Origin of the sequence: Pseudomonas sp. PDM16, from assembly GCF_014851865.1 — a bacterium.
In the GTDB taxonomy this organism is placed as follows: Bacteria; Pseudomonadota; Gammaproteobacteria; order Pseudomonadales; family Pseudomonadaceae; genus Aquipseudomonas.
Genome location: NZ_JACVAM010000006.1, coordinates 221,994 through 239,141, shown reverse-complemented (window position 1 = coordinate 239,141; position 17,148 = coordinate 221,994). Strand labels below are relative to the sequence as shown.

General features: G+C 63.8%; 13 protein-coding genes. 1 reads left to right on the top strand and 12 read right to left on the bottom strand.

What is annotated here, in order from left to right; all coding sequences use genetic code 11:
- Window positions 1-15: 15 nt before the first annotated feature.
- From IB234_RS20550 to IB234_RS20535, 4 genes are all read right to left on the bottom strand, one after another.
- A complete protein-coding gene (locus tag IB234_RS20550) occupies window positions 16-822 on the bottom strand; it encodes an oxidoreductase (protein ID WP_045217872.1) in 807 nt (268 codons plus the stop codon).
- A 31-nt stretch (window positions 823-853) separates the two neighbouring features.
- Window positions 854-3,943, bottom strand: a complete 3,090-nt coding sequence (locus IB234_RS20545; RefSeq protein WP_045217871.1) for an efflux RND transporter permease subunit — start codon at window positions 3,941-3,943, stop codon at window positions 854-856.
- On the bottom strand, window positions 3,940-5,055 hold the full coding sequence (locus IB234_RS20540) for an efflux RND transporter periplasmic adaptor subunit (protein ID WP_192321469.1): 1,116 nt from the start codon (window positions 5,053-5,055) through the stop codon (window positions 3,940-3,942). Before IB234_RS20540 ends, IB234_RS20545 begins: the two co-directional genes overlap by 4 nt.
- A 71-nt stretch (window positions 5,056-5,126) precedes the next feature.
- The gene (locus IB234_RS20535; RefSeq protein ID WP_045217869.1) at window positions 5,127-5,744 is read right to left on the bottom strand and encodes a TetR/AcrR family transcriptional regulator; all 618 of its coding nucleotides are present in this window, start codon (window positions 5,742-5,744) and stop codon (window positions 5,127-5,129) included.
- A 103-nt stretch (window positions 5,745-5,847) separates the two neighbouring features.
- Here IB234_RS20535 and IB234_RS20530 point away from each other — a divergent pair, with 103 nt between their 5' ends.
- Window positions 5,848-7,302, top strand: coding sequence for an efflux transporter outer membrane subunit (locus IB234_RS20530; protein ID WP_045217868.1), 1,455 nt, complete (start codon window positions 5,848-5,850; stop codon window positions 7,300-7,302).
- Window positions 7,303-7,643: 341 nt separating this feature from the next.
- Here the strand turns inward: IB234_RS20530 and IB234_RS20525 are convergent, their stop codons facing one another.
- From IB234_RS20525 to IB234_RS20490, 8 genes are all read right to left on the bottom strand, one after another.
- On the bottom strand, window positions 7,644-8,897 hold the full coding sequence (locus tag IB234_RS20525; RefSeq protein ID WP_192321467.1) for a tyrosine-type recombinase/integrase: 1,254 nt from the start codon (window positions 8,895-8,897) through the stop codon (window positions 7,644-7,646).
- A gap of 202 nt (window positions 8,898-9,099) precedes the next feature.
- Window positions 9,100-9,627: an inorganic diphosphatase gene (gene ppa / locus IB234_RS20520; RefSeq protein ID WP_021701809.1), complete on the bottom strand. Its 528-nt coding sequence runs from the start codon at window positions 9,625-9,627 to the stop codon at window positions 9,100-9,102.
- Window positions 9,628-9,704: 77 nt separating this feature from the next.
- Complete coding sequence (locus IB234_RS20515; RefSeq protein ID WP_192321465.1) at window positions 9,705-10,523, bottom strand: zinc-dependent peptidase; 819 nt, start codon at window positions 10,521-10,523, stop codon at window positions 9,705-9,707.
- A gap of 49 nt (window positions 10,524-10,572) precedes the next feature.
- Window positions 10,573-11,025, bottom strand: a complete 453-nt coding sequence (locus IB234_RS20510) for a GNAT family N-acetyltransferase (RefSeq protein ID WP_192321463.1) — start codon at window positions 11,023-11,025, stop codon at window positions 10,573-10,575.
- 502 nt (window positions 11,026-11,527) lie between these two features.
- Complete coding sequence (locus IB234_RS20505) at window positions 11,528-12,688, bottom strand: iron-containing alcohol dehydrogenase (protein ID WP_192321460.1); 1,161 nt, start codon at window positions 12,686-12,688, stop codon at window positions 11,528-11,530.
- A 12-nt stretch (window positions 12,689-12,700) separates the two neighbouring features.
- Window positions 12,701-14,089 carry an aldehyde dehydrogenase family protein gene (locus IB234_RS20500; protein WP_192321458.1) on the bottom strand — a complete coding sequence of 463 codons (1,389 nt, stop codon included), beginning with the start codon at window positions 14,087-14,089 and terminating at the stop codon, window positions 12,701-12,703.
- Between the two features lie 13 nt (window positions 14,090-14,102).
- Window positions 14,103-15,470, bottom strand: a complete 1,368-nt coding sequence (locus IB234_RS20495; RefSeq protein WP_192321456.1) for a glutamine synthetase family protein — start codon at window positions 15,468-15,470, stop codon at window positions 14,103-14,105.
- 53 nt (window positions 15,471-15,523) lie between these two features.
- Window positions 15,524-17,011, bottom strand: a complete 1,488-nt coding sequence (locus IB234_RS20490) for an amino acid permease (RefSeq protein WP_192321454.1) — start codon at window positions 17,009-17,011, stop codon at window positions 15,524-15,526.
- Between the last annotated feature and the right edge of the window lie 137 nt (window positions 17,012-17,148).

Genomic DNA, 17,148 nt, shown 5'->3' with positions numbered 1-17,148 from the left:
ACGTGAAGACATTAATCAGCCGAGGCCGAAGGTCTTGCGCAGGCCCGAATCGACTGGGCCCGCCGGCATGAAGCGACGCAGGCGTCTGAGCAGGGTGGCCTCGCCTTTGGGGGTATGGCGCATTTTCCACGCGCCCAGGGCAGCCTCGACGATGGTCGCGGCGACCGCATCGGGCAAAGGTGCCTTCTGCACGTTCATCTGGATGGCCTGGGAGACGGTTGCCCGCTCGCTGTCGTAGGCGGCGATGTGCAGGGCGGTCTGTGGCGCGTTGAGGTCGAGGCTGGTCTTGGTGAACGAAGGTTCGACCAGCGCGATGCGGATACCGAAGCGCCGCACCTCGTGATCCAGGGTCTCGGACAAACCTTCCACGGCATGTTTGGAGGCCGAGTACAGGCCCATGTAGGGCGCCGGTAGGAAGCCGAGCACAGAACTGACGTTGACGATGCGCCCGCTGCCTTGCTTGCGCATCTGTGGCAGTACCGCCTGGGTGACGCGCAGGGTGCCGAAGACATTGGTGTCGAACAGCGCCTGGGCCTCGTCGATGGCGGTTTCCTCCGTCGCTCCGAGCAACGTGGTACCGGCATTGTTGACCAGTACGTCGATGCGCCCGGCCTCCGCGATCACATGATCGATACTGTGGCGAATCGAGTCTTCGTCACGGATATCCAGCTGAATCAGCTCGACGCCGGGGATGGCCTGCGCGGTGGCCGGGTTGCGCACGCTGCCGAACACGCGACAGCCGCGTCGGGCGAACTGTTCGGCCGCCGTGCGACCGATGCCTGATGACACGCCGGTTATGACGACCACTGGGGAATTGGACATGGCAGTTACTCTCGCTCAAGTAAGGGGCGGTTCATGCAGGTTTTGCCTGCGCGAGTGGTTCGTGGGGGATAGGGCGGATGCCGAACCAGATGGCGTACATGGCCGGCAGGAACACCAGGGTCAGCACGGTGCCGGCGAAGGTGCCGCCGATCAGGGTGTAGGCGAGCGTGCCCCAGAACACCGAATGGGTCAGTGGGATGAACGCCAGGATCGCCGCCAGCGCGGTGAGGATCACCGGCCGAGCACGTTGCACGGTGGCTTCGACCACGGCGCGGAACGGATCGAGCCCCGCCGCCTCGTTCTGGCGGATCTGCCCGATCAGGATCAGCGTGTTGCGCATGAGGATGCCGGACAGCGCGATCAGCCCGACCAGCGCGTTGATGCCGAACGGCTGCTGGAATAGGATCAGCGTCGGCACCACACCGATCAGCCCCAGCGGGCTGGTGAGAAAGACCATGATCATCGCGGCGATCGAGCGCACCTGCAGGATGATGATGACCAGCGTGACGGCCAGCATGATCGGGAACAGCGGCAGCATGGCCTTGCTGGCTTTGCCCGACTCTTCGATGGAGCCCGCTTGCTCGATGCGATAGCCGCTCGGCAGCCTGTCGATGATAGGTTGCAACTGCTGGCTGATGGCGGCCGACACGTCTGGCGGTTGGAGGCCTTCGGCGATATCGCCACGCACGGTTATAGTCGGCACACGATCCCGCCAGCGCATGATCGGCTCTTCCATGCGCACTTCCACTTCACCCACCTGCGACAGAGGAATGCGCTGGCCATTGGCACCGGCCAGGGTGAAGTCCATCACCCGCGCCGGGTCGAAGCGGATATCGCCGGCAGCGCGGGCCATGACCTGCACCGTGCGGATGTCTTCGCGCACGGCGGTGACGGGCACGCCGCTAAGCAAAAACTGCAGCTGCTGCGCGACGGTACTGGAGGTCAACCCCACCGCCTGCAGGCGATCCTGCTGCAGATTGAAGTGCAGCGTGGGGACACGGGTGCCCCAGTCGGTATTGACCGTGCGCATCAGCGGGCTGGCATCCATCACCTGCTGTACCTCGGCGGCTATTTCGCGCAGACGCTGTGGATCCGGGCCGGTGACCCGGTAGGCCACCGGATACGGCGAGTAGGGTCCGAACACCAATTGACTGACACGCACCTGCGCCTCGCTGGCCAGCCCCTCGGCAATCGCCTTGCGCAGGCGATGCTTTAATGCCTCGCGCTCATCCGGGTTGTCGGTACGCACGACGATCTTGGCGAACGACGGATCCGGCAGTTCCGGGCTCATGGCCATGAAGAAGCGCGGTGCGCCCTGGCCGATGTAGGCCGTGACGATCTTCGCCTCTGCCTGTTGGGCCAGCCAGGTTTCGACTTTTTCCGCAGCAGCGCTGGTCTGGAGGATCGAGGTGCCATAAGGCATCTGTACTTCGACCATCACTTCGGGGCGGTCGGAGATGGGAAAGAACTGTTTCTTGACCAGCGCCATGCCGAGTACGGCCGTCACGAACAGCCCGACCACGGAGCCTGCGACCAGCCATTTGTGGGCGATCACCCTGCCCAGAATCCGCCGAAATCGGTTGTAGCGCGGGGTGTCGTAGATGGCGTCGTGACCGCCCTCGACCTTCTTGATCGCGGGCAGCAGCTTGACGCCGAAGTATGGCGTGAAGATCACCGCGACTAACCAGGAAGCGATCAGCGCGATGCCGACGATCCAGAACATGTTGCTGGTGTATTCGCCGGCCGTGGAGCGGGCGAAGCCGTTAGGCATGAAGCCGACGGCAGTGACCAGGGTGCCGGAGAGCATCGGCGCCGCTGTGTGGCTCCAGGCGTAGGCGGAGGCTCGCACGCGGTCGTAGCCTTCCTCCATCTTCACCACCATCATCTCGATGGCGATGATCGCATCGTCCACCAGCAGGCCGAGAGCGAGGATCAGCGAGCCCAGGGTGATGCGGTCGAAGTTCTTGCCGCTGGCGGCCATCACCACGAAGACCATCGCCAGGGTCAGCGGCACCGCCACCGCGACCACCACGCCGACGCGCCAGCCCATGCTGACGAAGCACACCAGCATGACCACCAGCAGCGCGACGAAGAACTTGATCATGAACTCGTCGACGGACGCGCTGATGTTGACGGCCTGGTCGGTGACCTTGCTCAGGCTCATGCCCAGCGGCAGTTCGGCATTGATCTGCTGCACCTCGTCGTTCAAGGCCTTGCCCAGGTCGAGCCCGTTCCAGCCTTCACGCATGATGATGCCGAGCAACAGGGACGGTTCGCCGCCGTTGCGAATCAGGAAAGTGGCCGGGTCTTCGTAGCCGCGCTTGACCGTGGCGACATCGGAAAGCTTCAGGGTGCGGCCTTGGGCGATGATTGGAGTGTCGCGGATCTTCTGCAACTCATCGAAGGCACCGTCCAGACGCAGGAACACGTCGGGGCCGCGGGTTTCCACGGAGCCGGCCGGGGTCAGGGCGTTCTGCCCGTTGAGCGCGGCGAACACGTCCTGAGGGCCGATGCCCAGGGTGGCCAGGCGCTCGTGGGAGAACTCGACGAAGATACGCTCGGCTTGCTCGCCGATGATGTTGACCTTTTTCACGCCGGGTACATGCAGCAGGCGCTGACGCAGGGTCTCGGCGTCGCGCACTAGGTGGCGCTGCGGCTCGCCCCTGGCTTTGAGTGCGAACAGGGCGAAGGTGACGTCCGAATACTCATCGTTGACCAGCGGGCCGATCACCCCGGCCGGCAGCGTCTTGGCCTCGTCACTGATCTTCTTGCGCGCCTGGTAGAACTCCTCGGGCACCTCCGAGGGCGGTGTGGTGTCGAGCAGCGACAGGGTGGTGAAGGCCAGGCCCGGGCGGGTATAGGTTTCGCTGCGGTCGTACCAGCGCAGCTCCTGCAGACGCTTCTCGATCTTCTCGGCGACCTGATCCTGCATTTCCTGGGCGGTGGCGCCCGGCCAGGCGGTGACGATGGTCATGACCTTGATGGTGAAGGCCGGGTCTTCGGCCCGCCCGAGCTTGAAGAAGGCGACCAGCCCCGCCAGGGAGATCAGGCAGACCAGGAACAGGGTGACGGAGCGCTCGCGCACGGCGAGTGCGGAGAGGTTGAAACGACCTTCGCTCATGGCTGGCCTTCCTCGGTTGCCGCCACGGTGGCCGGCTCGGCCAGGCGAACGGCTTGGCCGTCGCGCAGCAGGTGCGCGCCCAGGGCGACGATCTGGTCGCCTAGCTTGATCGCGCCGCTGATGCGGGCGCTCTCATCGTCCAGCGACTGAACGCTGACGGGCGTCCATGCAACCTGCGTCGGCTCTCCGCGAATCATCCAGATGCCAGGCCCGTTGCCGGCGTCGTACAGCGCGGCGATGGGCACCTGCACTGCGCTTGGTGAAACGGTTTGCGACTCGCTGATTTGCACGGTGATGGTGGTGCCCAGCGGCGCGTTGGCCAGCTCGCCTTCGAGCACGTAGCGCGCCTCGAAGGTGCGGGTCTGGCGGTCGGCGACATCCGACAACTGGCGCAGCCGGGTGGCGACGCTGATGTCTTGCCTACCGAAGAGCCTGGCCTCAGCACTGGAGCCGACTGCCGGGCGCAGGGTTTCCGGCAGTTGCACCAGCGCTTCGCGTGGACCGGCATGTGCAAGCCGTACCACGGCCTGGCCGGCGCTGACTACCTGGCCTGGCTCGGCCAGGGTTTCCATGACGATGCCGTCGGCATCGGCGAGCAGTTCGGCGTAGCGGGTGGCGTTACCGGCAACCTTGGCTTGGGCCTCGGCTGCACTCAGTTGCGCGCGAGCCGCATCCGCCGCTGCCTTGTACTGGTCGTAAGCGGACGCGGAAACGGCACCAGTCCCGCGTAGCGCACGGTAACGAGCCTCGTCATCGCTGGCCTGCTGAGCCTGTGCCCGCGCTGCGGCCACCGCCTCGCGCTGCGCATGGGCAGCGAGTTGCAGATCGACTGGATCGAGACGCAGCAGAACCTGGCCACGCTTGACGGTCTGGCCGGTATCGACCAGGCGTTGCAACACCTTGCCGGACACGCGGAAACCCAGATCGCTCTGCACCCTGGCCGCGACGATGCCGGTGAAGGCGCGCGATGTAGCGGTTGCCGACTGGATGGTGGTGACGCGGACCAGTGGCGCGTCAGTGCGGGGATCGGGGGGCGTCTGGTCGCTGCAGGCGACCAGCACGAACGGCATCACGCCGACCAGAGTGGACAGAAGGAGGTTGCGCCGGCGCATGAGGAACCCGTTGCGAAGTCGTAGGGAGCCTCACTTTGATTCGCGTGACCAATTTAGTCAATAGTCACTAATCAGGGTGACAGACTGCGCAACACCAGGCTGGACAGCAGGGCCGGCGCTTCATCGGTGGTTTCGAGCCCGTACTGGAGCAGCAGCGGGTTGAAATAGGGGCGCATGATCAGGTGGATCGCGCGGGTGGTTTCGTCCAGTGGCGTCTTGCGCTCGAAGTCGCCGCTCTGCCGGCCCTGCTGCAGGATCTCGCGAAGGGTCTGCTCGATGAAGCCTTCGTAGAGCAGGGTTGCCGGCCAGCGCCCGGAGGCGGCGGAGGCGGCGATTTCGTAGAGTTTGCGATCCTGGAAGAACAGCCGCAGGCAAGCTTCCACCAATGCCTTGAGCATGCGCCGCAGCTTCTCCGGCGGGCTGTCCACCTCATCGATGGCAGCATTCACCTCGGTCTGTATCTGCTGCAGGCAGTTCGCGCAGATCATCTCGCCGATGGCCTGCTTGGACTCGAAGAACTTGTAGATATAGGCCTTGGAAAAACCGATGGCCTTGGCCAAGTCGGAAACCGTGGTCTTCTCGTAGCCATACAGGCGGAAGTGCTCGGTCGCCGCTGCCACGATCTGATCACGCACCTCGTGATCCACCGGACCACGTGCTGCAACTTTGGGGGAGGGGGTCTTGTTCATGGGGGATAGCCTACAGAGCGGCAGGGTGATAGACAATTAGTGACCAAAATGTATTATGGTCACAGTTTCTGCAGTCTCCTCCCTTGCCCTGGAAGAACATCCCATGCCGTCGAAGCGACTCCTCGTTGTACTGATCAGCACCGGCCTGGTGGCAGGCTGCGCGGTTGGCCCCGATTACCAGCGTCCGGAGATATCCCTGTCCGAGCGCTTCCTGGGACAGAACACGGTCGAGCAACGGCCTGTGAGCTCTACGGCCTACTTGGTCGATTGGTGGGCAGGCTTCGGCGACCCACAACTGACTCGCTTGGTAACGCTCGCCCTGCAGCAGAACCTGGATCTGGCCCAAGCCACCGCACGTATCGCCCAAGCCCACGCCGGCCTGGGTGCGGCCAATGCGGCACTGTTGCCGTCCGGCTCCGTCAACGGCCAGGCAGCGCGCGCCTACCAATCGGTGGAGACGCCGTTGGGCCAGGTACTCGATTCCACGCCAGGGTTCGACCGCTATGGCAACAGCTACGAAACCAACCTCGGCGCCAGTTGGGAACTGGATGTCTTCGGTGGTCTGCGTCGTGATCGCGAGGCGGCACTTGCGCAATACCAAGCCTCGCAAGCGGGAGCCACTGCTACGCGACTCGCCATCGCAGCGCAGACCGCCGACACCTACATCAGCATTCGCGGCCTGCAAACCCGTATAGCCGTGGCGCGTCAGCAGGTGAAGACGCAACAGGAGCTGGTGGCCACCATCGAGTTACTGCAAGGCCAGGGGCTGGCTGCCGAATTGCAGGTGCATCAGGCCCGCGGCGCACTGGCTCAGGTAAGCGCCTCGGTGCCGGTGCTGGAGGCCGGCTTGGATGCTGCGATGAACGCTCTCGACGTGCTACTCGGTGCGCAACCTGGCACGCATCGCGCCGAGCTGGCCGGGAGTGAGGCCATTCCGGTGACACCGCAGATCGCTGCGAGCGGTACGCCTGGCGACCTGCTGCGTCGCCGGCCCGACCTGATCGTCGCTGAGCGCCGCCTGGCTGCTTCGAACGCCCGCATTGGTGCGGCCATTGCCGAGTACTACCCGAAGTTTTCGCTGAGTGGGCTGATCGGCAGTGCCACGTCGGTGTCCGATGGCAACCTGTTCAGTAGCGGCGCCAGCCAGATGAGTGGTGTGCTGGGGCTGCGTTGGCGCCTGTTCGACTTCGGCCGTATCGATGCCCAGATCGACCTGGCCAAAGGGCAGGAAGCCGAGCAACTGGCGGCCTACCGCCTCGCCGCGCTGCGCGCTACCGAGGACGTGGAAAATGCCTTCTCGGCACTGGTCAAGCGTGAGCAGCAGGCCCGTGTGCTGGAGCAGGGCGTGGACTCGCTCAGCCGCGCGCGGCAGGCATCGTTCGAGGCTTACCAGCAGGGTGTCGTCAGCCTGATCGAAGTGTTGCAGGCCGATGAAAATCTGCTGCGTGCTACAGATGCCCGAGCCCAGGCGCAAACCGAGTCGGCCCTCGCTGGCGTCGCGGCATTCAAAGCGTTGGGCGGTGGCTGGAAAGCGCCCGAGGCGCTTGCGGCCAAGTGATTGCAATGCTGTATCAGGTAGTTGCTTTGTGCTGATCTTCAGTAACTAGTGATAGCGATGCCGACAGTCCGCTATTGGCCGGTAGCTGCCGGTAACGAACGGCCGCTAATGGCCGATTCTGTTGAAAAAGTCCTGTCGGTTTTTTTGCTAATGAAAGAGCGTTAGCGACGTTGAAATCTGGTTCGCTCAGAAGACGGAGCTGTCTTGGATTTTACGTAGCAACGCCGAAATCGGGCGATTTCTGAGCTACCGAAAGGCAGCTCTCTCAGAAACCGACTTTTTCAACAGAATCGGCCGGAAGCAGACACCTTTGGCCGGTAGCTGCCTTTAGCACACGATTGCTATCTGCCGGACAGTCCGCTATCGGTCAGGGGGCTGTTACCCCCCCTTTGACTAGAACTAAGGCAGTAATCCGCCCAGTCGGTCATTAAAGCTCTTCGTTTTTCAAGAAGGTCGGAGCGCGAATAGGCCGCTTCTGTCTGGCTGCGTTCATCGTGGGCTAGCGCAAGCTCGCATACTTCTCTCGGGTAATGAGTGCATTCGTTTGCCCAGTCCCTGAAGGTGGAGCGAAAGCCGTGAGCGGTTATGTCCGCATGCCCCAGCTTATGTAGCAGATTGCGAATGGCATTGGCATGCATGACGCCGCTTCTACCCTGCCCAGGGAACACGTATGGAGAACTGGTCCGCGGTAGGGCTTTCAGTAGTTCGGTTGCCTGAGTTGATAGTGGAATCGCGAACGGTTTTCTCATCTTCATCCTGTCAGCGGGCAGAGACCACTTCTCTGATTCAAGGTCGAGCTCGGACCATTGGGCGAACTGGACCATATGTGTTCTTGCCACTGAAAGGATCAGAAGTCGAGCGGCTGCCGCATCTCGGCTGGGGTCCTTGCTGAGTTCGCTCATCAACTTCGGCAAGTCGCGCCATTGGATTGCTGGGAGATGCTGGCGTTGTCGGGCCTTCTTCTTTTCTGCCTTGCTGAGTAGATTGTCCAGGTGACCACGCCACCGGGCTGGATTGTCGCCTTCCCTCAAACGGAGGGTTTTAGCTGCATCCAAGATCTGCTCAATCTGCCCTCTAACTTCGTCCGCGGTGCGGGTTTTCGTTCCCCATATGGGGCGTAGAACTGCAAGCACCTGCTCGGTTTGAATCGAGCCTGCAGAGAGTTTTCCTATGATTGGAAAGGCGTATCGATTGAGCTTGCTCAGCCACCCTTTGCGCCACTTATCAGACCAACCTGATCCATGGGCTTTTTGGTAGTCGCGTGCGAGATCTTCGAACGTTGTGCGGCGGGCAGCGGCTTCGCGCTCAGCCTCTCGCCTTGCCTCTTTCTCCGCATCGCGGGTAGCTAGCGGATCTGAGCCTGCTGCAAGGACTTTTCTTTGATCGGCTGCGAGCTGCCTGGCCCCTCCGAGCGTCACGGCTGGAAAGGGGCCAAGGCCCATTTCGCGACTTCGGCCGTCCAGCTTATATCGGAAGATCCAGCTCAAGCCGCCGCTTTTGGATACCTGAAAGTAGAGCCCATCGCCATCATTGGTTTTGCCTGGCACAGCAGCCTTAACCAAAGAATCGACGGTCTTGCTCGTCAGCTTGCCCACACATCACCTCTATCTGACCCACACCCTTGGACCCACACTCTGACCCACACTTTTGGTCAGGATTCTGCTGGTCGTTGCTGGATGCTCTTGGATCGATAATAGGATCAGATGCCCTATTTATCTAGGATTTATGGATTTTACTGGATTTCTCTGGGCAATAAAAAGGCCGGCTTGTGGCCGGCCTTCAGGGGGTGGTACTGGCTTATTTTTGGTAAGCCGCTACCGCCTTCAGAATTGCTTGGCGGGCTTCGTCAGCGTTGCCCCAGCCTTCGACCTTGACCCACTTGCCCTTCTCGAGATCCTTGTAGTTCTCGAAGAAGTGCTTGATTTGCTCCAGCAGCAGGGCTGGCAGGTCGGTGTATTCCTGTACGTCTTTGTAGATTACGGACAGTTTGTCGTGCGGCACGGCGATCAGCTTGGCATCACCACCGGCTTCGTCGGTCATGTTCAATACGCCAACCGGACGGCAGCGGATGACCGAGCCCGGGGCAACCGGATACGGGGTCACGACCAGCACGTCGAGGGGGTCGCCGTCGTCGGCCAGGGTATGCGGGATGAAACCGTAGTTGGCCGGGTAGAACATCGGGGTGGCCATGAAGCGGTCGACGAACAGGCAGTCGGTGTCGTGATCGATTTCGTATTTGATCGGCGCGTGGTTGGCCGGAATCTCGATGGCGACGTAGATGTCGTTCGGCACGTCTTTGCCGGCCGGGACTTTGCTGTAGCTCATGGTGGACACCCCAGGTTGGGCCAAAAAAAGTGCGCGGATTATAGGCACATTCCCGGGGCGTTACTACGCCTGCGTACTTATCCGTTGGTCGTGTCGCGATAGTCCGGGTGCTCGGCCAGGAGCCGTTGCAGGCGCGTCAGCGGGTCCTGGCGGTAGAAGCCGACGAGCTGCTGGTAGACGGCGGGGAAGGCCTGCTGCAGCAGGTCCGGGGCGCTGAAGAAGTATTCGCTGGTGACGGCGAAGAACTCGGCCGGGTTTTCCGCCGCGTAGGGATCGATGGCGGTGTGCGCCTCGGGATTGGCGTCGAGCGCGGCATTCATCTCGTCGTAGGCGGCCTGCATGGCGCTGGCCCAGTCGCCGATGCGCATGTCGCGGTGCAGCGGCGGCAGGCCGTTGGCGTCGCCGTTGAGCATGTCCAGTTTGTGCGACAGCTCGTGGATCACCAGGTTGTAGGCATCCCAGCCGCCACCGCTCTGCACACCGGGCCAGGCCATGATCACCGGGCCCTGGTGCCAGGCTTCGCCACTGCGCTCGTCGTCCCACTCGTGCTCGATGCCGCTGGCGTCACGGTGGCGCTGCGGGCTGACGAAGTCGTCCGGGTACAGGACGATCTCGTGGAAGCCCTGGTACCAGTCGAGTTCGGCCAGGTGTAGCAGCGGCAGCTCGGCCTGGGCGGCCAGGGTCAGGCGGTCGCTCTCGTCCAGCTCGACGCCGGGCAAGGCGGTGAGGCGCTTGTGATGCAGGAACAGGATGGCGCGCTGGAACAGGCGCTGCTCCTCGGCCTCGCTCAGGCCATCGAGGATCGGCAGGCGCGCGCGGGCCTCATGCCAGTGGCGAGTGGTATAGGGCGAGCGGGAGAGGATGCGCCGGCGGCGCCAGGCGCGGAATGACCACATGCAGCTGTCTCGGGGTGGGCGGCGAGCGCGCAGGCGTTCGCCGGCCTGATCAATCGCCCAGTTCGAGGGTGTAGTTCTTGAACTTGGTGTCTTCGCGGAAGCCGATTGACTCGTAGGTCTTCTGCGCCACTTCGTTGCTGATGCTGGTGGCGACGCGCATGCGCACGGCGTTGGTTTCCTTGGCCATCTGCTTGGCGGTCTGTAGCAGACGGTCGGCGACCAGCATGCGGCGGGCGTCTTCGGCGACATAGATGTCGTTGAGGATCCACACGCGCTTGAGCGACAGCGAGGAGTAGCTGGGGAACAGCTGGCAGTAGCCGAGGAGCTTGTCCTCGTCGTCGGCCAGGGCCAGGTAGATGATTGATTCTTTGCGCTTGATGCGCGTCTCGAGGAATTTGCGCGACGAGTCCGGGAAGGGCAGCTCGCCATAGAACTCACGGTACTTGATGAACAACGGGGTCAGCAGGTCCAGGTGCTCCAGGGTGGCTTGGACAATGCGCATGGCGGGCCTCGGCGTTTGTGGAGTGGTGAGTAGGCAGCTGCAGGTGCTGTGCCAACGGTCAGCCCGATGCTGCCCAAAGATGCTGGAAAGCGCAATCCAAGCGAGCGTTTGATCTCGCTGGGGATAATGACGTAGTGCTGCAACTTACCCCCAGAGGCTGTGGGTGATGCTGTGGATAAGCTGTCGGCAGCTGGTGCCTGGGCAGAACCCGCGCGGCTTGCCTGCGGTTGGTTGAATTTCGATCTTGATCAGTGACTTACGTCACAGGTTAGGCACAGTAACTGTGGGCTTTGCTGTGGATAAGCTGTGCGCTCCAGCGGCAGGCATACGGCCGCCGTGGCTTGCAGCGGGCTGGGCGTTTTCTGTGCAGCCCGAACCCGTTTCTGTGACGAAAAGTTTGTCCACAGAAGCCTTGGGCAAAGTTGTGGACAAGCTGTTCGGTCATCGCCGGGAGCGCCGCCCGGCGCGTCCTTCAGCTACCGGGCGGTTTTTCGTCCAGTGCTCAGAGGCGACCGTGTACGGCATCGCTGAACAGTTGGGCCACGTTGGCCTCGGTCAGAGTCCGTGGATTGCCGCCGGCGGAAGGGTCGACCACTGCCATCTGCGCGATCAGCGTGGTCTTGCCGTCGTCGACGCCCAGCTCGGCCAGGCTGTGCGGCACACCGGTGTCGCTACGCAGCTGCAGGACCAGTTCGAGGAAGCTGTCGAAACCGGGGTTGGCCAGCTGCAGATAGGCCGCCAGACGGGTGATGCGCTCCTCGATGACGTCGCGGTTGAACTTCAGCACATAGGGCATCAGCGTGGCGTTGGTCATGCCGTGGTGGGTGTCGTACAGCGCGCCGATCGGGTGGGCGAGAGCGTGCATGCCGCCAAGCCCTTTCTGGAAGGCGGTGGCGCCCATGGCGGCGGCGGCGAGCATGTCGGCGCGGGCGTCGAGGTCGTTCGGCTGTTTGACTGCTCTGACCAGCGCACCCTTGACCAGGCGCATGCCCTCTACGGCGATGCCTTCGGCCAGGGGGTGGAAGCCGGGGGCGCAGTAGGCCTCCAGGCAGTGGGAAAACGCATCCATGCCGGTGCCGGCGGTGATGAAGGCCGGCATGCCCACGGAGAGCTCGGGGTCGCTGATGACGATCTTCGGCATCATCAGCGGGTGGAAGATGATGCGTTTGGTGTGGCTGCGCTCGTCGGTGAGGATGCCGGCACGGCCGACTTCCGAGCCGGTACCGGCGGTGGTCGGTACGGCGATCACCGGCGCTATGCCGCGCGGGTCGGCGCGGGTCCACCAGTCGCCGATATCCTCGAAGTCCCACACGGGCCTGGCCTGGCCACTCATGAAGGCGATCAGCTTGCCCATATCCAGGCCGCTGCCGCCGCCGAAGGCGACCACGCCGTCGTGCTTGCCGGCGCGGTAGGCGGCCAGGCCGGCGTCGAGATTGCTCTCCACCGGGTTGGGCTTGAGGTCGCTGAACAGCGCGGCGCCGAGGCCGGCCGCCTTGAGCGAGTCGAGGGCGGCGGTGGTGATCGGTGCGCTGCCCAGGCCACGGTCGGTGACCAGCAGCGGGCGCAGCATGCCGACACTCTTGCACAGCTCCGGCAGCTCCTTGATGCGGCCAGCGCCGAAGCGCACCGAGGTCGGGTAGTTCCAGTTGGCGGTCTTGTTCATGGCGGGCTCCTGTCAGAGCTGCTGGCGCAGGTGGAAGGACTTGGGCCGGGTCAGGTGTTCGTAGCCCAGGCGCGACAGCGTGGCGCCACGCCCGGTGTGCTTGACCCCGGTCCAGGCCAGGGCCGGGTCGAGGTAGTCGCAGCGGTTCATGAACACCGTGCCGGTTTCCAGCTGCTGGCCGATGCGCTCGGCGGCGCCCAGGTCTTCGGTCCAGATTGCCGCGCTGAGGCCGTAGGGGCTGTCGTTCATCAGGGCGATGGCGTGGGCGTCGCCGTCCACCGGCATGATGCCGACCACCGGGCCGAAGCTCTCGTCGCGCATCACCGCCATCTCGTGATTCACCCCGGTCAGCACCTGCGGCGCCATGTAGGCAGTGCCGGGGGCGTCGGCGGCGAACAGCGAGGGGGCGATCAGCGCCTTGGCGCCGCGGGCTTTGGCTTCGGCGATCTGCCCACGAACGAACTCGGCGGCGCTGTTGCGCACCAGCGGTCCCAGGGTGGTGGCCTCGTCCAGCGGGCTGCCCAGCACGTACTGCTTGGTCAGCTCGACGAAGCCCTCGACGAAGGCTGGATAGAGGGCTTTATCCACATAGATGCGCTCGATGCCACAGCAGCTCTGCCCGGAGTTGAAGAAGCTGCCGTCGACCAGGTTCTCCACCGCGTGGGCGAGGTCGGCATCGGCGCGTACGTAGGCCGGGTCTTTGCCACCCAGCTCCAGGCCGACGCCGATGAAGTGGCCGGCGGCGGCGCTCTCCATTAGGCGGCCGCCTTCCACCGAGCCGGTGAAGTTGACCTGCTGCACCTGGCCGGAGGCGATCAGGGTGGCGGTCTGGCCGTGGTCCAGCACCAGGTTGTGGAACAGTCCTGCGGGCAGCCCGGCGCGCTCGAAGGCTTGGGCGAAGCGCTCGCCGACCAGCAGGGTCTGGCTGGCGTGCTTGAGCAGCACGGCATTGCCGGCCATCAGCGCCGGGATGATGGCGTTCACCGCGGTCAGGTAGGGGTAGTTCCACGGCGCCACCACCAGCACGGTGCCCAGCGGCTCGCGGCGGATATAGCGGCGAAAGCCTTCCTTGGGCTCGGGCACCACGTCGGCCAGGGCGCTTTCGGCTATGCCGATCATATGGCGGGCGCGCTCCTCGAAGCCGCGCAGCTCGCCAGCGCCGAAGCGCACCGGGCGGCCCATCTGCCAAGCCAGCTCGGGGACGATTTCGTCCTTCATCGCCAGCATGGCGTCCACCGCCTTCAGGCAATAGACGGTGCGCTGGCCGATAGATAGCTCGCGCCAGGCGCGCTGGGCCTGGGTGGCGGCGGCCAGGGTCTGCTCCAGGGCGCTGCTGCTGGCGATGGCGCGCTCGGCGTAGAGGCTGCCGTCCACCGGTGAAATCAGGCGAATGCTGTTCATGCTGCTCTCCCTGTCAGTAGCGTTCGAAGCCGCGGCGCAGTTCCCAGTCGGTCACTCGGCGGTCGTACTCCAGCTGCTCCCAGCGCGCGGTGTGCAGGTAGTGCTCGACCACGTCGTCGCCCAGGGCCTTGCGCAGCAGTTGTGAACGGTCGAGGGCGTCGGCGGCGCCACGCAGGGTCTTGGCCACTTCCGGCAGTTCGTCGTCCTGGTAGGCATCGCCGGAGAATGGCTCGGGAAGTTCGAGTTGCTCGTCGATGCCGGCGAGGCCGGCGGCGATCAGCGCGGCGTAGGCCAGGTAGGGGTTGAGGTCAGCGCCGCCGATGCGGCACTCGATGCGGATGCCCTTGCTGCCGGCGCCGCACAGGCGGAAGCCGGCAGTGCGGTTGTCGCAGCTCCACACCGAGCGGGTGGGGGCAAAGGTGCCGGCCTGGAAGCGCTTGTAGGAGTTGATGTAGGGCGCGAGGAAATAGGTGATGTCGCTGGCGTACTTGAGCTGGCCGGCCACCCACTGGCGCATCAGCTTGGACATGCCGTATTCGCCGGCCGGGTCATGGAACAGCGCCTGCTCGCCATCGAGGCTGAACAGCGAGTTGTGGATATGGCTGCTGGAGCCGGCCAGGTTGTAGTTCCACTTGGCCATGAAGGTGACGGCCTTACCCTGCAGCAGGGCGATCTCCTTGCAGGCGTGCTTGATGATGCTGTGCCGGTCGGCCATCACCAGCGCCTCGGCGTAGCGCACGTTGATCTCCTCCTGGCCGGGTCCCCATTCGCCCTTGGAGTTCTCCACCGGGATGCCGGCGGCCTGCAGGTGCTTGCGGATCGCCCGCATCACCGGCTCCTCGCGGATGGTCTGCAGGATGCTGTAGTCCTCGATGTAGTAGTTGGCCGTCTTCGGGTTCTGGTAGTGCTGCTCGTGGATGCTCTCGTAGCTCTGGTCGAACAGATAGAACTCCAGCTCCGAGGCGAACATGCCCTTGTAGCCGCGCTCAGTGAGGCGGGCGATCTGCCGCTTGAGGATGCCGCGCGGGCTGTGTGGCAGGTCGTAGTGGTGATGGTCCTGCACGTCGCACAGCACCAGGGCGGTGCCTTCCAGCCAGGGCACCACGCGCATGGTGGAGAGGTCGGGCTTGAACACGAAATCGCCGTAGCCCTGCTTCCAGCTGGCGGCGGCGTAGCCGGGTACCGGCTCCATGTCGATATCGTCGGCCAGCAGGTAGTCGCAGCCGTGGGTTTCTTCATGGGCGCTGTCGAGGAAGAACTCGACCTGGAAGCGCTTGCCGATCAGGCGGCCCTGCATGTCGACCATGCAGGCCAATACGGTATCGATCTTGCCGGCCACGGCGAGTTCGCGCAGGCCGGCCAGGGTCAGGTGGGCAGTCATTCCGTTGGTCTCCGGAAAAGGTCGGCCGCGCCCGTGGGTGCGGCCTGGGCTCATCAGTTATTGGTTTTGTTCTTTTCGCGCTGTTCCATGGCGAATTCCTCTTCTGGCGAGAGGATCAGGCGGTGGCGGCCGACGATGGCGAAGTAGGTGATGCCGATGCCGAACCAGACCGCCACCCAGAACACGCCGAGGGTGTAGGCCGGATCGCCAGTGAGCTGGAAGTACAGGGTTACGGCGGCGATCAGCATGGTCAGCACCGCACCCGGCACGCCCAGCGGGCTGCGGTAGGGGCGCTCGATGTCGGGCATCTTGCGGCGCAGCAGGATGAACGACAGGGCCTGCATGAAGTAGGAGAACATGGCGCCAAACACCGCCATGTTGAGCAGGGTGCCGCCGATCACCGCGCCACCTTTCTCCTCACCGAAGATGAACCACAGGGTCATCATCACCGCCAGCGCCATCAGGCTGCCGATCAGCATGGCCATGTACGGCGTCTTGCGTTGGCCGTGGGTGATCGACAGCCATGGCAGGAAGTAGCCGGCGCGGCTCAGCGAGTAGATCTGCCGGCCCATGGCGAAGATGATGGTGTGGAAACTGGCGATCAGACCGAGCACTGCCACCAGCGCCAGCAGCTTGGCGATGTCATCACCGTAGATGGCCTTGAAGCCGTCCAGCAGCGGTTCGCCGGACGAGCCCAGGGCGTGGGCGCCGACGCTGGTCACTGCCGGGTTCAGCCAGAGGATCATGAAGGCCGAGAGGATCAGGGTGAACATGCCGAGGATGATGCCCTTGGGCATGTCGCGCTTCGGGTCGACCGATTCCTCCGCCGCCAGCGGCAGCTGCTCGATGGCGAGGAACAGCCAGACCGCGAAGGGCATGGCCGCCAGCACGCCGAGCAGGCCATTGGGCAGGAATGGGCCGTTGCCTTCCGGCAGTTCGACGCCGCCCGGGCCGACGTTCATGGCAAAGCGGTTGAAGTCGATGTGCGGGATGGCGCTGATCCAGAACACTACCAGGCACGACAGCGCAAGCAGGGTAACCACCAGGGTGACCTTGAACGAGAGCTCCACGCCGATCACATTGAGCCAGATGAACACCACGTAGAAGCCGATCCACCACAGCGGCTGGTACTCGCTGGGCGTACCGAAGATGCTGCCCATGTAGCTACCGATGAAGAACACGATCACCGCCGGGGTGAGCACGTACTCGACGTTCTCCGCCAGGCCGGTGAGGAAGCCACCCCAGGGGCCCATGGCGCTGCGGGCGAAGGAATAGGCGCCGCCGGTGTGGGGCAGGGCCGGCGACATCTCCGCCAGGGAGAAGGTCAGCCCCAGGTACATGATGGCGATGATGATGGCGGCGATCAGCATGCTGCCCCAGCCATTGGCCAGGCCGAAGTTCCAGCCGGAAAAATGGCCGGAGATCACCGCGCCGACACCCAGCGCCCACAGCGACCAGACGCCGGCATAGCGGCGCAGGCCGCGTTTCTCGAAGTAGGTCTGATCGACCGTTGTATAGCTGACTCCCGATTGCTGCTTCATGGTCCTCTCCTGCATTTCGCGTTGGCTCGGGTTCTTGTAGGAATTGCGGCCTTGCTTGAAACGGGATGGAGCACAGCGGCTGACAGCAGGAGGATGTGTACGGAGGAGAGCCCGGACGGGCTCGGCAGCCATGCTCG

Bases quoted from the DNA above. Each gene is read 5' to 3' on its own strand.
- IB234_RS20510 (WP_192321463.1), bottom strand. From the start codon at position 11,025: ATGCGCATTGTCCAAGCCACCCTGGAGCACCTGGACCTGCTGACCCCG.
- IB234_RS20545 (WP_045217871.1), bottom strand. From the start codon at position 3,943: ATGAGCGAAGGTCGTTTCAACCTCTCCGCACTCGCCGTGCGCGAGCGC.
- IB234_RS20500 (WP_192321458.1), bottom strand. From the start codon at position 14,089: ATGAACAGCATTCGCCTGATTTCACCGGTGGACGGCAGCCTCTACGCC.
- ppa (WP_021701809.1), bottom strand. From the start codon at position 9,627: ATGAGCTACAGCAAAGTCCCGGCCGGCAAAGACGTGCCGAACGACATC.
- IB234_RS20495 (WP_192321456.1), bottom strand. From the start codon at position 15,470: ATGACTGCCCACCTGACCCTGGCCGGCCTGCGCGAACTCGCCGTGGCC.
- IB234_RS20515 (WP_192321465.1), bottom strand. From the start codon at position 10,523: ATGTGGTCATTCCGCGCCTGGCGCCGCCGGCGCATCCTCTCCCGCTCG.
- IB234_RS20550 (WP_045217872.1), bottom strand. From the start codon at position 822: ATGTCCAATTCCCCAGTGGTCGTCATAACCGGCGTGTCATCAGGCATC.
- IB234_RS20530 (WP_045217868.1), top strand. From the start codon at position 5,848: ATGCCGTCGAAGCGACTCCTCGTTGTACTGATCAGCACCGGCCTGGTG.
- IB234_RS20540 (WP_192321469.1), bottom strand. From the start codon at position 5,055: ATGCGCCGGCGCAACCTCCTTCTGTCCACTCTGGTCGGCGTGATGCCG.
- IB234_RS20505 (WP_192321460.1), bottom strand. From the start codon at position 12,688: ATGAACAAGACCGCCAACTGGAACTACCCGACCTCGGTGCGCTTCGGC.
- IB234_RS20490 (WP_192321454.1), bottom strand. From the start codon at position 17,011: ATGAAGCAGCAATCGGGAGTCAGCTATACAACGGTCGATCAGACCTAC.
- IB234_RS20535 (WP_045217869.1), bottom strand. From the start codon at position 5,744: ATGAACAAGACCCCCTCCCCCAAAGTTGCAGCACGTGGTCCGGTGGAT.